The 17,052-nt window shown below is 62.0% G+C and carries 13 protein-coding genes; 1 reads left to right on the forward strand and 12 read right to left on the reverse strand.

Features of this window, described 5'->3' with window-relative positions:
- Positions 1 to 33 precede the first annotated feature (33 nt).
- Complete coding sequence (locus tag A7K61_RS26760; protein WP_069558716.1) at positions 34 to 939, forward strand: sugar kinase; 906 nt, start codon at positions 34 to 36, stop codon at positions 937 to 939.
- A gap of 100 nt (positions 940 to 1,039) precedes the next feature.
- On the opposite strand, the gene A7K61_RS26765 is transcribed toward A7K61_RS26760, so the two are convergent.
- The 12 genes from A7K61_RS26765 to A7K61_RS26820 all read right to left on the reverse strand — a co-directional run bounded on the left by A7K61_RS26765 (position 1,040) and on the right by A7K61_RS26820 (position 16,673).
- Complete coding sequence (locus tag A7K61_RS26765; protein WP_003174397.1) at positions 1,040 to 1,315, reverse strand: peptidylprolyl isomerase; 276 nt, start codon at positions 1,313 to 1,315, stop codon at positions 1,040 to 1,042.
- A gap of 43 nt (positions 1,316 to 1,358) precedes the next feature.
- Positions 1,359 to 3,896 carry a PAS domain-containing protein gene (locus A7K61_RS26770; RefSeq protein WP_069558717.1) on the reverse strand — a complete coding sequence of 846 codons (2,538 nt, stop codon included), beginning with the start codon at positions 3,894 to 3,896 and terminating at the stop codon, positions 1,359 to 1,361.
- A 138-nt stretch (positions 3,897 to 4,034) separates the two neighbouring features.
- Positions 4,035 to 5,990, reverse strand: a complete 1,956-nt coding sequence (locus A7K61_RS26775; RefSeq protein WP_069558718.1) for an acetoacetate--CoA ligase — start codon at positions 5,988 to 5,990, stop codon at positions 4,035 to 4,037.
- Positions 5,991 to 6,119: 129 nt separating this feature from the next.
- The gene (locus A7K61_RS26780; protein ID WP_003191811.1) at positions 6,120 to 6,893 is read right to left on the reverse strand and encodes a 3-hydroxybutyrate dehydrogenase; all 774 of its coding nucleotides are present in this window, start codon (positions 6,891 to 6,893) and stop codon (positions 6,120 to 6,122) included.
- 7 nt (positions 6,894 to 6,900) lie between these two features.
- A complete protein-coding gene (locus A7K61_RS26785) occupies positions 6,901 to 8,292 on the reverse strand; it encodes a GntP family permease (RefSeq protein ID WP_003191810.1) in 1,392 nt (463 codons plus the stop codon).
- Positions 8,293 to 8,585: 293 nt separating this feature from the next.
- Entirely contained in the window at positions 8,586 to 9,983 is a 1,398-nt protein-coding gene (locus A7K61_RS26790; RefSeq protein WP_069558719.1) for a sigma-54-dependent Fis family transcriptional regulator, read from the reverse strand.
- Positions 9,984 to 10,136: 153 nt separating this feature from the next.
- On the reverse strand, positions 10,137 to 11,708 hold the full coding sequence (locus A7K61_RS26795) for an ABC transporter ATP-binding protein (RefSeq protein WP_047711053.1): 1,572 nt from the start codon (positions 11,706 to 11,708) through the stop codon (positions 10,137 to 10,139).
- Between the two features lie 10 nt (positions 11,709 to 11,718).
- Positions 11,719 to 12,741 carry an ABC transporter permease gene (locus A7K61_RS26800; protein WP_003191804.1) on the reverse strand — a complete coding sequence of 341 codons (1,023 nt, stop codon included), beginning with the start codon at positions 12,739 to 12,741 and terminating at the stop codon, positions 11,719 to 11,721.
- Positions 12,741 to 13,799, reverse strand: coding sequence for a microcin C ABC transporter permease YejB (locus A7K61_RS26805; RefSeq protein WP_005788805.1), 1,059 nt, complete (start codon positions 13,797 to 13,799; stop codon positions 12,741 to 12,743). Before A7K61_RS26805 ends, A7K61_RS26800 begins: the two co-directional genes overlap by 1 nt.
- Entirely contained in the window at positions 13,799 to 15,658 is a 1,860-nt protein-coding gene (locus A7K61_RS26810) for an extracellular solute-binding protein (protein ID WP_069558720.1), read from the reverse strand. Before A7K61_RS26810 ends, A7K61_RS26805 begins: the two co-directional genes overlap by 1 nt.
- A 130-nt stretch (positions 15,659 to 15,788) precedes the next feature.
- Entirely contained in the window at positions 15,789 to 16,070 is a 282-nt protein-coding gene (locus A7K61_RS26815) for a peptidylprolyl isomerase (protein WP_003208024.1), read from the reverse strand.
- A 108-nt stretch (positions 16,071 to 16,178) separates the two neighbouring features.
- Positions 16,179 to 16,673 carry a DUF1543 domain-containing protein gene (locus tag A7K61_RS26820; RefSeq protein ID WP_044274276.1) on the reverse strand — a complete coding sequence of 165 codons (495 nt, stop codon included), beginning with the start codon at positions 16,671 to 16,673 and terminating at the stop codon, positions 16,179 to 16,181.
- Positions 16,674 to 17,052 lie beyond the last annotated feature (379 nt).

Genomic DNA, 17,052 nt, shown 5'->3' on the forward strand with positions numbered 1-17,052 from the left:
AAGAGGCCATCAGCCACACCAGAGAGCCAAGGCATGAACACCCACCCCCACATCGCCCTCATCGGCGAATGCATGATCGAACTGCAACACCGCGCCGACGGCAGCCTGCACCAGAGCTTCGGCGGCGATACCCTGAACACCGCGGTGTACCTGCGCCGCGAGCTGGGCGATGCCGGCAGCGTTGACTACGTCACCGCCCTGGGCGATGACAGCTTCAGCGATGCCATGTGTGAGCATTGGCACGCCGAAGGCCTTGGCCTGGGGATGGTCCAGCGCCTGCCTGGGCGCCTGCCGGGCTTGTACTGCATCCAGACTGATGCCCAGGGCGAACGTAAATTCCTCTACTGGCGCAACGAAGCGGCCGTGCGCGACTGCTTTACCACACCGGCTGCCGAGCCGGTCCTGGCGGCCTTGCCGGGCTATGACATGGTGTATTTGAGCGGCATTACCCTGGCGGTGCTGGGAGATATCGGACGTGAGCGCTTACTGCAGGCGCTGATCGAAGCCCGTCGGCGCGGCGCCAAGGTGGTGTTCGATAACAACTACCGGCCGCGGCTGTGGGCCGATGTGCAAACGGCCCGTGAGGCGTATCGCAGGGTGTTGGTCGAGGTGGACATTGCCTTGCTCACCGAGGATGACGAACGCGCGTTGTTTGGCTATGAGAATAGCGAGCAGGTATTTGCGGCGTACCCGTCGATTGCAGAAGTGGTGCTCAAGCGCGGAGCGGATGCCTGCCTGATTCGTTGCGCGGGCGAGCGCTTTGCGGTGCCGGCGTTGAAGGTGGAGAAGGTGGTGGACACCACGGCGGCGGGAGATTCGTTCAGTGCGGCGTATTTGGCCAGTCGGCTCAAGGGTGGCTCGCCGCAAGAGGCTGCATTGGCGGGGCATCGGTTGGCGAGCCGGGTGATTCAGGTGCCGGGGGCTTTAATACCGAGATGAATGGCCGCCTGCGGCGGTTCGCGAGCAAGCCCGCTCCCACAGTTAACGCGGTCGAATGTGGGAGCGGGGTTGCTCGCGAAAGCGGTCTGGAGCCAAATGCTCAATCGCGGTAAAACACCTGCACCAGGTGATAGCCAAACTTGCTCTTGATCGGCCCGTGCACCACCTTCACCGGTTTCTTGAAGATCACCGCATCAATGGCCCCCACCATCTGCCCGGGCCGCACTTCGCCCAGGTCACCGCCGCGTTTGCCTGACGGGCAGGTGGAGTACTTCTTGGCCAGCACATCAAAGGCTTCGCCCTTGGCAATGCGCTGCTTGAGTTGTTCGGCTTCTTCGCTGGTTTTCACCAGGATATGACGGGCTTGGGCTTTCATGGGGCTCTACCAGCTGTGCGACGGCGCGCGATTATGCCTGAACTCAGGCCTCGACGCCGATCATGCTACGGATTTTGTTGGCCAACAGGTCAATGGAAAAGGGCTTGGCGACCATGTCCATGCCGTCTTCCAGGAACCCCTGGCGCTCGGCGGCTTTCTCGGCATAACCGGTCATGAACAGCACGCGCAGGCCGGGGCGATGCTGGCGGGCGATTTCCGCCAGTTGCCGGCCGTTCATGCCGGGCAGGCCGACGTCGGTCACCAGCAAGTCCACACGCAAATCCGACTCCAGCAACGGCAGCGCCGCACGGGCATCCGCCGCCTGGTGTGCGGTGTAGCCCAGTTCGTCGAGCACATTGACCACCAGCATACGCACCGCCGGGTCGTCCTCGACCACCACCACCGCTTCACCGGCCAGGGCCACGGGTGCTTCGGTCAGACTGGTGGGCAGGCTGCTTTCCAGCGCCGTGCCATACAAACGCGGCAGGTACAGGCGCACGCAGGTGCCCTGGCCGGGCTCGCTCTGGATGGTTACGTGGCCGCCGGACTGCTGGGCAAAGCCGTAGATCATCGACAACCCAAGGCCAGTGCCTTGGCCGATGGGCTTGGTGGTGAAGAACGGGTCGAAGGCCTTGGCGAGGATTTTCGGCGCCATGCCACTGCCGTTGTCGCTCACGCCAAGCATCACATAGTCGCCAGCCTTGACCGGTTCCAGAGTGGTGATGTCGGTGCCGTCCAGGTAACTGTTGGCGGTTTCGATCAGCAGCTCACCGCCGTCAGGCATGGCGTCGCGGGCGTTGATCACCAGATTGAGTAGGGCGTTTTCCAATTGGCTGGCGTCGGTATTCACCGGCCAGATGTCCTTGCCCAGTTGGACCTTGAGTTCGATATGCGCGCCCTTGGTGCGCCGGAACAGGTCTTCCAGGGATGCCACCAGTTGGTTGGGGTCGGTAGGGCGACGGTCCAGCGACTGGCGCCGCGAGAACGCCAGCAGCCGGTGGGTAAGGGCGGCGGCACGATGGGCGGAGGACACGGCGGCATCGGCAAAGCGGCCGATATCGTCGCTGCGCCCGGCGGCAATGTAACGCTGCATCAGGTCCAGGCTGCCGATGATGCCGGTGAGCATGTTGTTGAAGTCATGGGCGATACCGCCGGTGAGCTGGCCGACCGCTTCCATCTTCTGGGCATGGCGCAGGGCATCTTCGGCACGTTCGCGCTCGAACATCTCGTTTTGCAGGCGCTGGTTGGCCTCGGCCAGCGCCTGGGTGCGCTGGGCCACGCGTTCTTCGAGGTTCTCGTTGAGGTGGCGCAGGGCTTCTTCGGTGAGCTTGCGTTCGGTCTCGTCGATCACAAAGATGTAGAAACCATTCACCGAGCCGTCATTGCTAAAGCGCGGCAGGTACTTCATCAACGCATGGCGCGGGCGGCCATCGCGATGAGGCGTCACCGTCATGAAGCTGCACGCCTTGCCCTTGAGCGCGGCGGCGATCTTGTCTGCGCGCCCGGCATACACCTCGTCGCCGAGCACTTCGCGGATGGTCTTGCCGTACAGTTCCTGGGGCGTCTTGCCGTACCACTCCAGGTAAGCGCTGTTGTTGAGGCGAAAGCGCTGGTCGTGGTCGACGTAGCCGATCAACACGGGCATGGCGTTGATGATCAGTTGCAGCTCGGTCTGGCTCTGGCGCAAGGCCTGCTCGGTGTTTTTGCGCTCGGTGAGGTCCAGTGCGGCGCCGAGGAACCGCGCCGGCCGGCCGTGATGATCCTTGTAGCAGCGGCCACGAGCGAATACCCAGCGCACCTGGCCATCGGCTTGCTGCAGGCGGTACTCCTCGGCGTATTCGGTGCCGTGGGTGATGCAATGCTTGATGCTGCGCGTCACCGTGCCCCGGTCTTCAGGATGCACGCCGTGCAGGTAAGCGCTGATAGGCAGCAGGCTTGAATCATTGGGGCCGACGCCATGCAGATAGGCGAAATGGGCGTCGGCGATGAAGCGGTCTTCACCGATATCCCAGTCCCAGGTGCCCACCGCGTCGGTGGCTGCCAATGCGAGTTGCAGGCGTTGCTCGGTGTTGTGCTGGGCCTTGAGGCTTGCTTCGGAACGCTGTTGCAGTTCGAGGGTTTTACTGCGCCGCTCATTGGTTTCAATGGCGGTGACCAGGATGCCGGCCACCTGGCAGCTTTCATCGCGCACCGGGCTGTAGGTCAGGTCCAGCCAGATTTCGGTATCGCTGCCCTGGCGGTGCAGCACAAAGCGTTGCTCGCTGAAGGTGCGCACCTGGCCGCCGAGCACGGCGTCGTAGACCGGCGCGGCGAAGCTTTCAAGCTCCGGCCAGGTGTGGTGCGCCGGCTGGCCCAGGGCGCCGGGGTGTTTGCTGCCAATCAGGTGGGCAAAGCCATCGTTATAGAGTTGCGTGAGTTGCGGGCCCCACAGCAGCACCATCGGCATGGGTGAATGCACGACAATATCGACGGCAGTGCGCAGGCTTTGCGGCCACTCACTGGCCTCACCGAGTGGGCTTTGTGCCCAGTCCAGCCGCTTGATCAACGCAGCGGCTTCGCTACCGGTGGATGTTCCATTCATAAAAAGCCCTGAGCATGACGCTTTGAAAAATGACAACACCCATTGTCCCAAGGAAAGACAACGGGTGACTACCCCCGAAAAATAGCATGCCTTGAGGGTTTTTCTTCAAAACGCTGCATCAGCGCTGAAACCTTTCATCTAATCGGCCAGCTCAGCCCTGTCGCGAAATTGCTCCAGCGCCTGGGGGTTGGCCAGGGCATCGGTGTTTTTCACCGGCTCGCCATGCACCACATTGCGCACCGCCAATTCGACGATTTTGCCGCTGATGGTGCGGGGGATATCCGTGACAGCGAGGATCTTCGCCGGCACGTGCCGCGGTGTGGTGTTGGCGCGAATCACCTGGCGGATCTGCTGTTGCAGCGCCTCGTCCAGTTCGATCCCGTCCTCCAGGCGCACAAACAGCACCACGCGCACGTCGTCCTGCCAACGTTGACCAATGGCGAGGCTCTCCAGCACCTGCGGGATTTTTTCTACCTGGCGATAAATCTCGGCGGTGCCAATGCGCACGCCGCCGGGGTTGAGCACCGCGTCGGAACGCCCATGAATCAACAGACTGCCGTTGGCGCGTTGCTCGGCATAGTCGCCCTGGGCCCACACGCCGGGGAACTGGCTGAAATACGAGGCGCGCAGTTTTTGCTGTTGCGGGTCGTTCCACAACCCGATGGGCATAGCCGGGAAATGCCGGGTGCACACCAGTTCGCCTTTCTCTCCGATCAGGGGCCGGCCCTGGTCGTCCCACACTTCGATGGCCATGGCCAGGCTCTTGCACTGCATCTCACCGCTCCGCACGGGCAGCACCGGGTTGCCGATCACAAAGCAGGAGACAATGTCGGTGCCACCGGACATCGAGGACAGGCACAGCTCGGATTTGATCTCGCGGTACACGTAGTCGTAACTCTGGGGCGACAGCGGCGAGCCGGTGGAAATCAGGCCCTTGAGGCTGCCCAGATCGTGGCTCAAGCGCGGCTGCAACCCGGATTTTTCCAGGGTGGCGAGGAATTTGGGGCTGGTGCCGAACACGCTGATTTTTTCCGCATCGATCAGGTCGAGCAAGCGTTCGGGGCCCGGGTGGAACGGCGAGCCGTCGTACAGCACCGCGGTGGCGCCGATCGCCAGCACCGACACCAGCCAGTTCCACATCATCCAGCCGCAGGTGGTGTAGTAGAACAGGCAGTCCTCGCGGTTAAGGTCGGCATGCAGGCCGTGTTCCTTGAGGTGCGTCAGCAATACGCCGCCCGTGCCGTGGATGATGCACTTGGGGATGCCGGTGGTGCCGCTGGAATAAAGGATATACAGCGGGTGATCGAACGGCACCGCGACAAATTCGGGTTCGCCGCCGGCTTGATAGAAGTCGTCCCACAGTGCGACGTGGGCGTGGGTGGTGTAGTCCCCAGCCTGAGCCTCGGGCTTGGCGTAAGGCACGATGATCAGCTGTTGCAGGGAGGGCAGGCGTTCAAGGATTTCATTGAGCTTGGCGCTCTGGTCGATGCGCTTGCCGGCATAGCGGTAGCCTGCGCAGGTGATCAGCACCTTGGGCTCGATCTGGCCGAAGCGGTCGATGACGCCCTGGGTGCCGAAGTCTGGCGAGGAGCACGACCAGATCGCGCCGAGGCTGGTGGTGGCGAGCATGCCCACCAGGGTTTGCCAGGTGTTGGGCATGCAGGCGGCCACCCGATCCCCTATGCCGACCCCGGCCGCCCGCAGGCTTTTTTGCACGCCGGCCACGTGTTCCGCCAGTTGCGCATAGCTCAACTGTTCACGTTGGCCGTCTTCGCTGATGGCTACCACAGCAGGGTGATTATCGCGGCGGCGCAACAGGTGTTCGGCAAAGTTCAGGGTGGCGCCAGGAAACCAATGGGCGCTGGGCATCTCCACGTCTTCGATCAGGGTGACGCTGGGCGGGCTGCGAAACTGCACGTCAAAGAACGCCACAATCGCCTGCCAGAAGTCCGGGCGCTGGTCGATGCTCCATTGGTGCAGGGCGGGGTAGTCGTGGAGCTGCACGCCGTGGCGTTGGTTGATGAAGCGGCGGAACTGGTCCATGCGCGTGTTGGCGATGCGTTCCGGGGAGGGTTGCCAGAGGATGTCGGACATAAGCTGCCTCTTGTTAAAATTGTGGGAGCTGGCTTGCCTGCGATAGCGGTGTATCAGTGATAGATCGGGCAACTGACCCAATGCTATCGCAGGCAAGCCAGCTCCCACATTAGATAGGCTGTGTGTGAATTACTGGGCCAGCCAGCCGCCATCGATGTTCCAGGCCGCGCCGCGCACCTGGGCGCCGGCTTCGCTGCACAAAAACAACACCAGCTCGCCCAACTGCGACGGCGTCACAAACTCCAGTGACGGCTGTTTCTCCGCCAGCAGATCCTGTTGTGCCTGCTGTGGGTCGACCCCGGTGGCCACACGATCATCAATCTGCTTCTGCACCAGTGGCGTCAGCACCCAGCCCGGGCAGATGGCGTTGCAGGTCACATTGCTGGTGGCGGTTTCCAGGCCCACCACCTTGGTGAGGCCGATCACCCCATGCTTGGCCGCCACATACGCCGCCTTGCCCACTGAGCCGACTTGGCCGTGCACCGAAGCGATATTGACGATGCGCCCCCAGCCCTTGGCCTTCATGCCCGGCAAGCTCAGGCGGGTGCTGTGGAACACCGAGGACAGGTTGATGGCGATAATCGAATCCCAGCGTTCCACCGGAAAGTCCTCCACCGCTGCCACATGCTGAATGCCGGCATTGTTGACCAGGATGTCCACGCCACCGAACTCGCGCTCGGCGTAAGCGAGCATGTCGGCGATCTGCGCGGGGTCGCTGACGTCGGCCGGGTGATGCCCGACCTTACCGCCAAACGCCTGCACCTGGGCGATCACCGCGCTGGCGTCGCCAAAGCCGTTGAGAATCAGGTTGGCGCCAGCCTTGGCCAGGCTCAGGGCTATCCCTAAGCCGATGCCGCTGGTGGAACCGGTGACCAAGGCGGTCTTGCCATTCAAAGTCGTCATGAAAACCTCACACAATGCCGGTGGCGTAGAAAGTGCCGATCACCACGAACACCGCAAGGGTCTTGATGATCGTGATACCAAAAATGTCCTTGTAGGCTTCGCGGTGGGTCAGCCCGGTGACCGCCAGCAAGGTGATTACCGCGCCGTTGTGGGGCAGGGTGTCCATGCCGCCGCTGGCCATGGCCGCGACCCGGTGCAGCACCTCAAGGGGGATATTGGCCGCGTGGGCGGCTGCAATAAAGCTCTCGGACATCGCGGCGAGGGCGATGCTCATGCCGCCGGAAGCAGAGCCGGTGATTCCGGCCAGCAAGGTCACGGTGATCGCTTCGTTGACCAGCGGGTTGGGGATGCCCTTGAGCCAGTCCGCCAGTACCAGAAAGCCCGGCAGCGAGGCGATCACCGCGCCAAACCCATATTCCGAGGCGGTGTTCATCGCCGCCAGCAATGCACCGCTGACCGCGCTTTTACTGCCTTCGGCCAGCTTGCTCTTGATCGCCGAAAAGCCGAACACCAGCACCACGATAATCCCCACCAGCAACGCTGCCTGCACCGCCCAGATCGCGGTGAGCTTGGCGATTTCGGTGGTCACCGGCGCGCTCATGCCCGGCAGGCTGAGGCTGTGGGTCTTGCCGTACCACTGCGGGATCCAGTGGGTGAACAACAGGTTCATCACCCCCACCAGGATCAGCGGCGACAACGCGAGCCACGGGTTGGGCAAGCTCAGGTTGTCGGCGGTTTCCGGCTCATTGCGCAACTCGGTGCCATAGCCTTCACCGGCACGCTGGGCCTTGTTGCGCTGGCGTGCGAGGTAGAGCATGCCAGCGCAGAACACGAAGATCGTACCGATCAGCCCCAGCCACGGCGCCGCCCAGGCGGTGGTGTTAAAGAAGGTGCTGGGGATGATGTTCTGGATCTGCGGGGTGCCGGGCAGGGCGTCCATGGTGAACGAAAACGCGCCGAGGGCGATGGTCGCCGGGATCAGGCGCTTGGGGATATTGCTCTGGCGGAACATCTCGGCGGCGAACGGGTACACCGCAAACACCACCACGAACAGCGACACGCCGCCATAGGTGAGCAGGGCGCAGACCAGCACAATCACCAGCATCGCCTGGCGGGTGCCGAGCAAGCGGATCGCAGCGGCCACGATCGAACGCGAAAAGCCTGACAGCTCAATGAGCTTGCCGAACACCGCACCGAGCAGAAATACCGGGAAATACAGCTTGATAAAACCGACCATCTTTTCCATGAACACCCCGGTAAAGGCAGGGGCGACGGCGGACGGGTCGGTGAGCAGCACCGCGCCAAGGGCGGCGATGGGGGCAAACAGGATAACGCTATAGCCACGGTAGGCGGCCAGCATCAGCAGCGCGAGCGCAGCCAGGGCAATGATCACACTCATGGTGTGTCTCCATCGGATTGTTATTGTTGTGGGTGAGGCGTTGGGTGGGAGCTATAGCGAGATGTGTGCCATATTTATAACTTGTTGATATATAAAGATTTATTGGCTGTTGACGACGGATTTTCAGAAGACAGTCTCAATCGAGAGACGAGTGGAGACCCTTGTGGGAGCTGGCTTGCCTGCGATAGCGGTGGTTCAGCTGGCTTGTAGGGCACTGTTAGAGCGCTATCGCAGGCAAGCCAGCTCCCACATAAGATTGTCTTGATATTGGGAATTGTGTCTCTGATTTGAGACTAAGTTAGTCCAAGCACCAGCATTTTTTTATACAACGTCGACCGCCCAAGCCCCAACCGCTTGGCCGCCTCTACCACATTGCCGTCACAGGCCTTGAGCGCCCCCGCAATCACCTGCCGATCAAACCGCTCCCGCGCCGCTGCAAAGGTTTCACCCTCGACCGCCGCCACCGCGCCCCGTTGTACCGGGCTGAACGTGCCAATTGCTGCGCGAAGGTCGCTGGCATTGAGCATCAGGTCATCACTCAACAGCGCCGCCCGCTCCAGCACATTGCGAAGCTCGCGGATATTGCCCGGCCAGGCATGTTGGGCCAACAGCGCCAGGGCATCGCGGTCCAGTTCGTGCTGGCTGCGCAACTCCTCAAGGATCGCCTCGCTCAATGCCGGAATATCCTCCAGGCGTTCACGCAACGGCGGCACTTGGATCGGCAGCACGTTCAGTCGGTAATACAAATCCGCACGAAACTCGCCACGTTTGATCGCCGCCTCCAGGTCCATGGACGTTGCGGCAATCACCCGCACATCGCTGTGCAGCATCTCGTTGGAGCCCACCGGTTCGAATTCCTTTTCCTGCAACACCCGCAGCAATTTGCTTTGCAGTGGCAGCGGCATGTCGCCGATTTCGTCGAGAAACAACGTGCCGCCCTGGGCGATCTGGAACTTGCCGGGGCGACCCTTGCGGTCGGCACCCGTAAACGCACCGGGTGCAGTGCCGAAGAATTCGGCTTCAAGCAGGTCATGGGGAATCGCCGCGCTGTTGATGCTCACAAAGGCTTTGTGCGCCCGCGGCGATGCGCCGTGGATGGCCTGGGCCAGCAGCTCCTTGCCGGTGCCGGTTTCCCCGAGCAGCAACACCGGCGACTCGGCGCTCGCACTGCGCCGCGCCCGGCGCTTGACCTCAAGGCTGGCGGCGCTGGTGCCGATAAAGTGCGCGAAGTTGTATTTGCTTTGCCGCGAGCGCAGCAGTGAGCGCGTGGAGGCCAGCTCCTGCTGCATGCTCAGGTAGCGCTCGATCAGCGGCGACAGGTTGCGCAGTTCATCGAACAGCGCAAACCCAATCGCGCCGATCACCGCTCCTGCCTCGTCGTGGATCGGCAGGCGCATCACCACCAGCGGGCCCTTGGGGGTGTCCTGGATGTCCAGCAGGATCGGCCGGTCATTGCGCACCACCTGGCGCAGCAGGCTGTTGGAAATCACCTGCTCGCACGGCTGGCCGATGGCTTGGTCGGCGCTCTTGAGGCCAAAACGCTTGGCGTAACGCTCGTTCATCCACACGATATTCGCATCGCGGTCGACGATGACCGTGCCCTCGCTGGACTGCTCGATGATCTCGAACAGCGACTGGATGGCCAGGCCGCGAACCTGTTGGTAGTCCTTGAGGCTGTCGGTGATGTTCATGTTTAAGCCGTCAACGCAAAAAATTGGGGTGAAATCGAGACCCTGTGGGAGCGGGCTTGCTCGCGAATGCGATATGCCAGTGCCGGATAGACTACCTGGCCCGCCGCTTTCGCGAGCAAGCCCGCTCCCACAGAGGGAAATGCGTGCTCACGTTTATAACGGGATGTGCGCTGCAGCCAGCAGTTCTTTGGTGTACGGGTGTTGGGGCGATTCGAACACATCATGGCTGGCGCCACGCTCCACCACCTTGCCATCCTTGACCACGATCATGTCATGGGCCATGGCGCGCACCACCGCCAGGTCGTGGCTGATAAACAGGTAGGTCAGGCCGTATTTGTCCTGCAGTTCGCGCAGCAGCGCCACCACTTGTTTCTGCACCGTACGGTCCAGGGCCGAGGTGGGTTCGTCGAGCAGCATCAGCGCTGGCTTGAGCACCAGGGCGCGGGCAATGGCGATGCGTTGGCGCTGGCCACCGGAAAACTCATGGGGGTAGCGATGTCGGCTGGCGGGGTCCAGGCCCACGTCCTTGAGCACCTGGACCACTTGCGCTTCGCGGTCGGCCAGGCTGCACGGCGCGTGCACTTCCAGGCCCTCGCTGATGATCTGCTGCACCGACATGCGCGGGCTGAGGCTGCCATAGGGGTCCTGGAACACCACCTGCATCTGCTTGCGCCACGGGCGCATCTGCTGATGGTTGAGCGGGTCCAGAGCCTCACCCTGAAAGCGAATGCTGCCGCTGGAGTCGAGCAAGCGCAGGATCGCCTGGCCCAGGGTGGACTTGCCGGAACCGGACTCGCCGACAATCCCCAGGGTCTTGCCGCGCTGCACGCTGAGGCTGATGCCGTCCACCGCACGCAGGTAGGTCTTGGCGCGGAACAGCCCGCCGCCGAGCGGGAATTGCACGCTCAGGTCATTCACTTCCAATACCGTCTCACGCGGCTCGCTGCACAGCACATCGCCCGAGGGCTCGGCGTCCAGCAGCAAACGGCTGTAGGGATGCTGGGGGGCGGTGAACAAGGTCTGGCAGTCGGCCTGTTCGACGATTTCCCCAGCACGCATCACGCAGACCCGCTGGGCGATACTGCGCACCAGGTTGAGGTCATGGCTGATCAGCAGCAGCGACATGCCCAGGCGTTGTTGCAAGGACTTGAGCAGCAGCAGGATCTTGCGCTGCACCGTCACGTCCAGCGCCGTGGTGGGCTCGTCGGCAATCAGCAGTTCGGGCTCGCAGGCCAGGGCCATGGCGATCATCACCCGCTGGCGCTGGCCGCCGGACAGTTGATGGGGGTAGGCCTTGAGCCGTTCCTGGGGTTTCTGGATGCCCACCAGTTCCAGCAGTTCGAGGATGCGCGCCTGCGCCGCCTTGCCGCCCAGGCCCTTGTGCAGCAGGAGGGTTTCGCCGATCTGCTTTTCGATGCTGTGCAGCGGGTTCAGCGAGGTCATCGGCTCCTGGAAAATCATGGCAATGCGGTTGCCGCGCAATTTTTGCAGGGTGCTTGGTGAGGCGCCGATCAGTTCCTGGCCGCGATACTTGATGGACCCCAGGGTTTCGGTGCCGGCTTGCGGCAGCAGTTGCAGGATCGAATGGGCCGTCACCGACTTGCCCGAGCCCGACTCGCCCACCAGCGCCAGACACTCGCCGGGGCGCACGTCCAGGCTCAGGTTGCGCACGACGGTCTGGCCGTTGAAGGCGACGCACAGGTCGCGGATTTCGATCAGGTTCATACGCAGTCACTCATGAGCGGGGGTCGAAGGCATCACGCAGTGCCTCGCCGATAAACACCAGCAACGACAGAATCAGCGCCAGGGTGAAAAACGCTGTCAGCCCCAGCCACGGCGCTTGCAGGTTCTGCTTGCCCTGGCCGATCAGCTCGCCCAGGGACGCGCTGCCGGCGGGCATGCCGAAGCCAAGGAAATCCAGGGCGCTCAAGGTGGAGATCGCCCCGGTCAAAATGAACGGCAAATAGCTGAGGGTCGCGGTCATGGCGTTGGGCAGGATGTGCCGACGAATGATCTTGGCATCGCCCAGGCCCAGGGCGCGCGCGGCCTTGACGTATTCCAGGTTGCGCCCACGCAGGAACTCGGCGCGCACCACGTCCACCAGGGCCAGCCAGGAAAACAGCGCCATGATCCCCAGCAACCACCAGAAATTCGGCTCGACAAACCCCGACAGGATAATCAGCAGGTACAGCACCGGCAGGCCAGACCACACCTCCAGGATGCGTTGCCCGAGCAAGTCCACCCAGCCGCCGTAGTACCCCTGCAGCGCGCCGGCGGCAATCCCGATGACGGCGCTGATGGCAGTCAGGGCCAGGGCAAACAGGATTGACACCCGTGCGCCAAAGATCACCCGCGCCAACACATCGCGGGACTGGTCATCGGTGCCCAGCCAGTTCACCGCCGACGGCGGGCTCGGGGCAGGGCGGGTGAGTTCGTAGTTGGGGGTGTCATCGCTGAACGGAATGGGTGGGAACAGCATCCAACCGCCCTCCTGCTTGATCAGCTTTTGCACATAGTCACTGCGGTAATCCGCCTGGAACGGCAATTGCCCGCCGAACTGCTGCTCGGTGTAGCGCTTGAACACCGGGAAATACAGCTCGTTCTTGAAACTGAGCACCAGCGGTTTGTCATTGGCGATCAACTCGCCGCCCAGGGTCAGGATAAACAGGCCGATAAACAGCCACAGCGACCACCAGCCACGCCTGTTTTTCTTGAAGCGCTCGAAGCGCCGGCGGGCCACGGGAGACAGGTTGAGCATTAGGCGTTCCTCGCGGCGAAGTCGATACGCGGGTCCACCAGGGTGTAGCAGAGGTCACCGATGAGTTTTATCAAGAGGCCGAACAGGGTGAAGATAAACAGCGAGCCAAACACCACCGGGTAGTCCCGGGACACCGCCGCCTCGTAGCTCATGCGGCCCAGTCCATCGAGGGAGAAGATCACCTCGATCAGCAGCGAGCCGGCAAAGAACACACTGATAAACGCCTGGGGAATCCCCGAGATCACCAGCAGCATGGCATTGCGGAACACGTGACCGTACAGCACCCGGCGTTCGCTCAAGCCCTTGGCGCGGGCGGTGACCACGTACTGGCGGGTGATTTCATTGAGGAACGAGTTCTTAGTGAGGATGGTCAAGGTGGCGAACCCGCCGATCACCAGTGCCGTGACCGGTAGTACCAAGTGCCAGAAGTAGTCGGCGATCTTGCCCACGGTGCTCAGTTCGGCAAAGTTTTCCGAGACCAGCCCGCGTACCGGGAACCAGTTCAGCGAGGTACCGCCGGCGAACACTACGATCAGGAACATCGCGAACAGGAACGCCGGCATCGCGTAACCGATGACGATGGCCGTGCTGCTCCACATATCAAAGCTGCTGCCATGGCGCACGGCCTTGCGTATGCCCAACGGGATCGACACCAAGTAGGTGATCAGCGTGGCCCACAGGCCGAGGGAAATGGTGACGGGCATCTTTTCCAGGATCAGGTCAGTTACCGTTGCGCCGCGAAAGAAGCTGTTGCCGAAGTCCAGTTGGGCGTAGTTCTTGAGCATCAGCCACAGGCGTTCCGGCGCGGATTTGTCGAAGCCGTATTGTTTTTCGATGTCCTTGATCAGCTTGGGGTCCAGGCCGCGGCTGGCCCGCGAGCCGCTGATGCCTTCGCCGGATGCGCCCGCCACACCACCGCCGCCAATGCCTTGCAAGTGCGCGATGGCTTGCTCCACCGGCCCGCCGGGCGCGGCCTGCACGATCACGAAGTTCACCAACAGGATGATCACCAGCGTCGGGATGATCAGCAGCAGGCGCCGTACGATATAGGCAAACATCAGTGGGCCTCTCCGCGTTTTTTCAACTCAGCCCGCATTTGTTCGTTCGTCAGCGGGGTGGGGCTGACTTCCCACCAGGTTTCCAGGGCTTCGTCGTTTTTTGCCTCGATGGCCGGGCGCCCGAAACGGTTCCACCATGCGGCGGAGGTGCCCGGTGGGTAATAGTTGGGGATCCACAGGTAATTCCATTGCAGCACGCGGTCCAGGGCGTGGGCATAGGTGAGCATCTTCGTTTGGGTGTCGGCCTTGACCAGGCCATGGATCAGCGTATCGACGGCCGGGTCCTTGAGCACGATGTAGTTGTTGGCGCCCGAATCGAACGCGGCGGCAGAGCCGAAATAGTTGTACAGCTCCATGCCGGGCGAGGTGGTGACCGGGAAACCCGTGACGATCATGTCGTAGTCGCGGGCCATCAGGCGGTTGACGTACTGCGAGGAGTCGATGCGGCGGATATTCAGGGTGATGCCGATCTGCGCCAGATTGCGCTTGTAGGGCAGCAACAGGCGCTCAAGGCCGTTCTGGACATTCAGAAAGGTGAATTCCAGCGGCTCGCCCTGGGCATTGACGAGTTTGTCGCCCACAGGTTTCCAGCCGGCGTCTTCCAGCAGGGCCAAGGCTTGCAGCTGTTTATCGCGGATCATGCCACTGCCATCGGTGACCGGGGCCTTGAACACCTGAGTAAACACCTCGTCGGGAACCTGCCCGCGCAGAGGTTCGAGGATCGCCAGTTCTTCCGGAGTGGGTAACTGGCTGGCGGCCAATGGGCTATTGGAGAAATAGCTCTGCTGGCGGATGTACAGGTTGCGCATCATCTGGCGGTTGGCCCATTCGAAATCCCACAGCATCGCCAGGGCCTGGCGCACGCGCCGGTCCTTGAACATCGGTTTTTGCACATTGAACACATAGCCCTGGGCCGGCTGCGGCATCTCCTTGGCCAGGTGCGCGCGCTGCAGGCGGCCATCGTCCAGGGCCGGGCCGTTGTAGCCGATGGAGTAGCCAGTGGCAGAGAATTCTCGGTTGAAGTCGTAGGCACCACCGCGCAGCACTTGGCGCGCCACTTCGGTGTCGCCGAAGTATTCCAGGCTCAGGTAATCGAAATTGTACAGGCCACGGCTGACCGGCAAGTCCTTGCCCCACCAGTCGGGGTCGCGGGTGAAGGTGATGGTGCTGCCGGAGTCGATCTTGCTGACCTTATACGGGCCGCTGCCCAGCGGGGCTTCGTAACCGCCGCCGTTGGCAAAGTCGCGGGTCTTCCACCAGTGCTCGGGGAACACCGGCAAGGTGGCGATATCCAGGGGCAGGGTGCGGTTTTCGTTGCTGGAAAAGTCAAAGCGCACCTGGCGTTCGCCTTCGACTTCGACGTGTTTGACGTCGGCAAACAACGTGCGATAGCGCAGGCTGCCTTGGGTCATCAGCACGTCAAAGCTGTAGCGTACGTCTTGCGCGGTAATGGGCGTGCCATCGGCAAAACGCGCCTTGGGGTTCAGGTAGAAGCGCAGCGACAGGCCGTCGTCGGCGCGTTCCATCTTTTGCGCCACCAGGCCATAGACAGTGTAAGGCTCATCCAACGAGCGCAACGCCAAGGGCGCGTACACCCAGCCGTCGACCTGGGACACGCCGATGCCTTTGTCGATATACGGCAGCACATGGTCAAAGCGCCCCACCTCCAGCGCCGAACGCCGCAGGCTGCCGCCCTTGGGGGCGTTGGGGTTGGCGTAGTCGAAATGGCTGAAACCTTCGGCGTACTTGGCCGGCTCGCCGTATACCGTCAAGTAGGTTTGCGGGGCCGCGATCACCGCAGTGCTGGCCATTAGCAAGGCCAGGGTGGAGCAGAGCAGAGATGAAAAAGCCAATCGCATTATCAGCCTTGAGCGCCGGGTAAAGAATAATAAGGATTTGTACGCTAACGGCCTGGGCATCGCCAGTCATCAGATGCACAACGGCCCGCCAGAGGGCGGGCCGTTGTTTATAGCATCAGCGCAGATTGAATCAATCCTGGCGGCTGGTGACTTCCAGCAGGTGGTAGCCGAACTGAGTCTTTACCGGGCCTTGCACGGTGTTGACCGGGGCGCTGAAGACCACGGTGTCGAATTCCTTGACCATCTGGCCTGGGCCGAACGAACCGAGATCACCGCCTTGGCGGCTGGATGGGCAGCTGGAGTTGGCTTTAGCGACTTCTGCGAAATCAGCGCCGCCTTCGATTTGGGCTTTGAGTTCGTTGCACTTGTCTTCAGTGGCAACGAGGATGTGACGGGCGGTGGCTTTGGCCATGGTGAGTAACTCCTAGAGTAAAAAACGGTGAGCGTACCGGATTCAGGCGGTTATTTCTCGGCAAAGTTCCACTGGGTTTTAAGTCGCCACTGTTTAGGCCCTGCCGGTTCAAGGCAGCACGAGATAGTCATTGCGCTGCACGATCGGTCGGTGCGCCGCTTGCACCAGGTGAATATAGCGGCCGTCCACCAGGTCGATGGGCAGGCAATCGTCGATATCCAGCACCGCGTCGGTGTGGGACTGGGACCAGTGACTCAGCATCTGTTGCTTGCCTTTGCGCATGGCCTCCTGTTTGTGATGGGCGACCACCAGCAGGTAGTGATGGGCTTCGCCGAAGCTATTGGCCTCGTAGCCGCCGAGGTTGATGAAGTACAGGCGCGGCGCATCGCCGTGGGGCGCCAGGTGGCTCAGTTCAACCTTCCAGCCATCGACGCCATCGACGGCCATCCATGAATCGATGTGTACGCCTTTGGGGCTGCCAAACCAGGCGTCGCGTAATTGCGGGTAGGTGGCTTGCAGGGTATCGGCCACTGCGAATACCACATCGTGTACTTCGATCCTGGCCCGCGGGTGCTTGCCCCCGAGCATGACGACAAACAGCATTACCGGTGTTTCCTGGGGAGTGGTGAGAGGGCAACCATACTGCGATTGAGCTGGTTTGTCCGGTTGGGATGGGGCCTTTGTGTCGCGACGCTGAACCTGTGGGAGCTGGCTTGCCTGCGATGACGGCCTCCCAGCCGACGCCTATCTACCTGGCACCCCAGGATCCAAATGTAGGAGCTGGCTTGCCTGCGATGGCGGCCTTCCAGCCGACACCTATCTACCTGACACCCCACAATCAAACTGTGGGAGCGGGCTTGCTCGCGAAGGCGGCCTGCCAGTCAACACAGTTGGATTGTGTACATATCCATTGCTGCGGTAACGGCCACTTAGGGTTCCGCCCAACGGCGGGTCACTTTCGAAAAGCGCGAAAGTAACCAAA

The sequence above is a fragment of the Pseudomonas sp. AP42 genome (genome assembly GCF_001728935.1).
GTDB lineage: Bacteria > Pseudomonadota > Gammaproteobacteria > Pseudomonadales > Pseudomonadaceae > Aquipseudomonas > Aquipseudomonas lactis.

Coding starts and splice junctions, on each gene's coding strand:
- A7K61_RS26795 (WP_047711053.1), bottom strand. CDS start 11,708: ATGAACCTGATCGAAATCCGCGACCTGTGCGTCGCCTTCAACGGCCAG.
- A7K61_RS26785 (WP_003191810.1), bottom strand. CDS start 8,292: ATGAGTGTGATCATTGCCCTGGCTGCGCTCGCGCTGCTGATGCTGGCC.
- A7K61_RS26820 (WP_044274276.1), bottom strand. CDS start 16,673: ATGCTGTTTGTCGTCATGCTCGGGGGCAAGCACCCGCGGGCCAGGATC.
- A7K61_RS26765 (WP_003174397.1), bottom strand. CDS start 1,315: ATGAAAGCCCAAGCCCGTCATATCCTGGTGAAAACCAGCGAAGAAGCC.
- A7K61_RS26790 (WP_069558719.1), bottom strand. CDS start 9,983: ATGAACATCACCGACAGCCTCAAGGACTACCAACAGGTTCGCGGCCTG.
- A7K61_RS26775 (WP_069558718.1), bottom strand. CDS start 5,990: ATGTCCGACATCCTCTGGCAACCCTCCCCGGAACGCATCGCCAACACG.
- A7K61_RS26800 (WP_003191804.1), bottom strand. CDS start 12,741: ATGCTCAACCTGTCTCCCGTGGCCCGCCGGCGCTTCGAGCGCTTCAAG.
- A7K61_RS26770 (WP_069558717.1), bottom strand. CDS start 3,896: ATGAATGGAACATCCACCGGTAGCGAAGCCGCTGCGTTGATCAAGCGG.
- A7K61_RS26760 (WP_069558716.1), top strand. CDS start 34: ATGAACACCCACCCCCACATCGCCCTCATCGGCGAATGCATGATCGAA.
- A7K61_RS26805 (WP_005788805.1), bottom strand. CDS start 13,799: ATGTTTGCCTATATCGTACGGCGCCTGCTGCTGATCATCCCGACGCTG.
- A7K61_RS26780 (WP_003191811.1), bottom strand. CDS start 6,893: ATGACGACTTTGAATGGCAAGACCGCCTTGGTCACCGGTTCCACCAGC.
- A7K61_RS26815 (WP_003208024.1), bottom strand. CDS start 16,070: ATGGCCAAAGCCACCGCCCGTCACATCCTCGTTGCCACTGAAGACAAG.
- A7K61_RS26810 (WP_069558720.1), bottom strand. CDS start 15,658: ATGCGATTGGCTTTTTCATCTCTGCTCTGCTCCACCCTGGCCTTGCTA.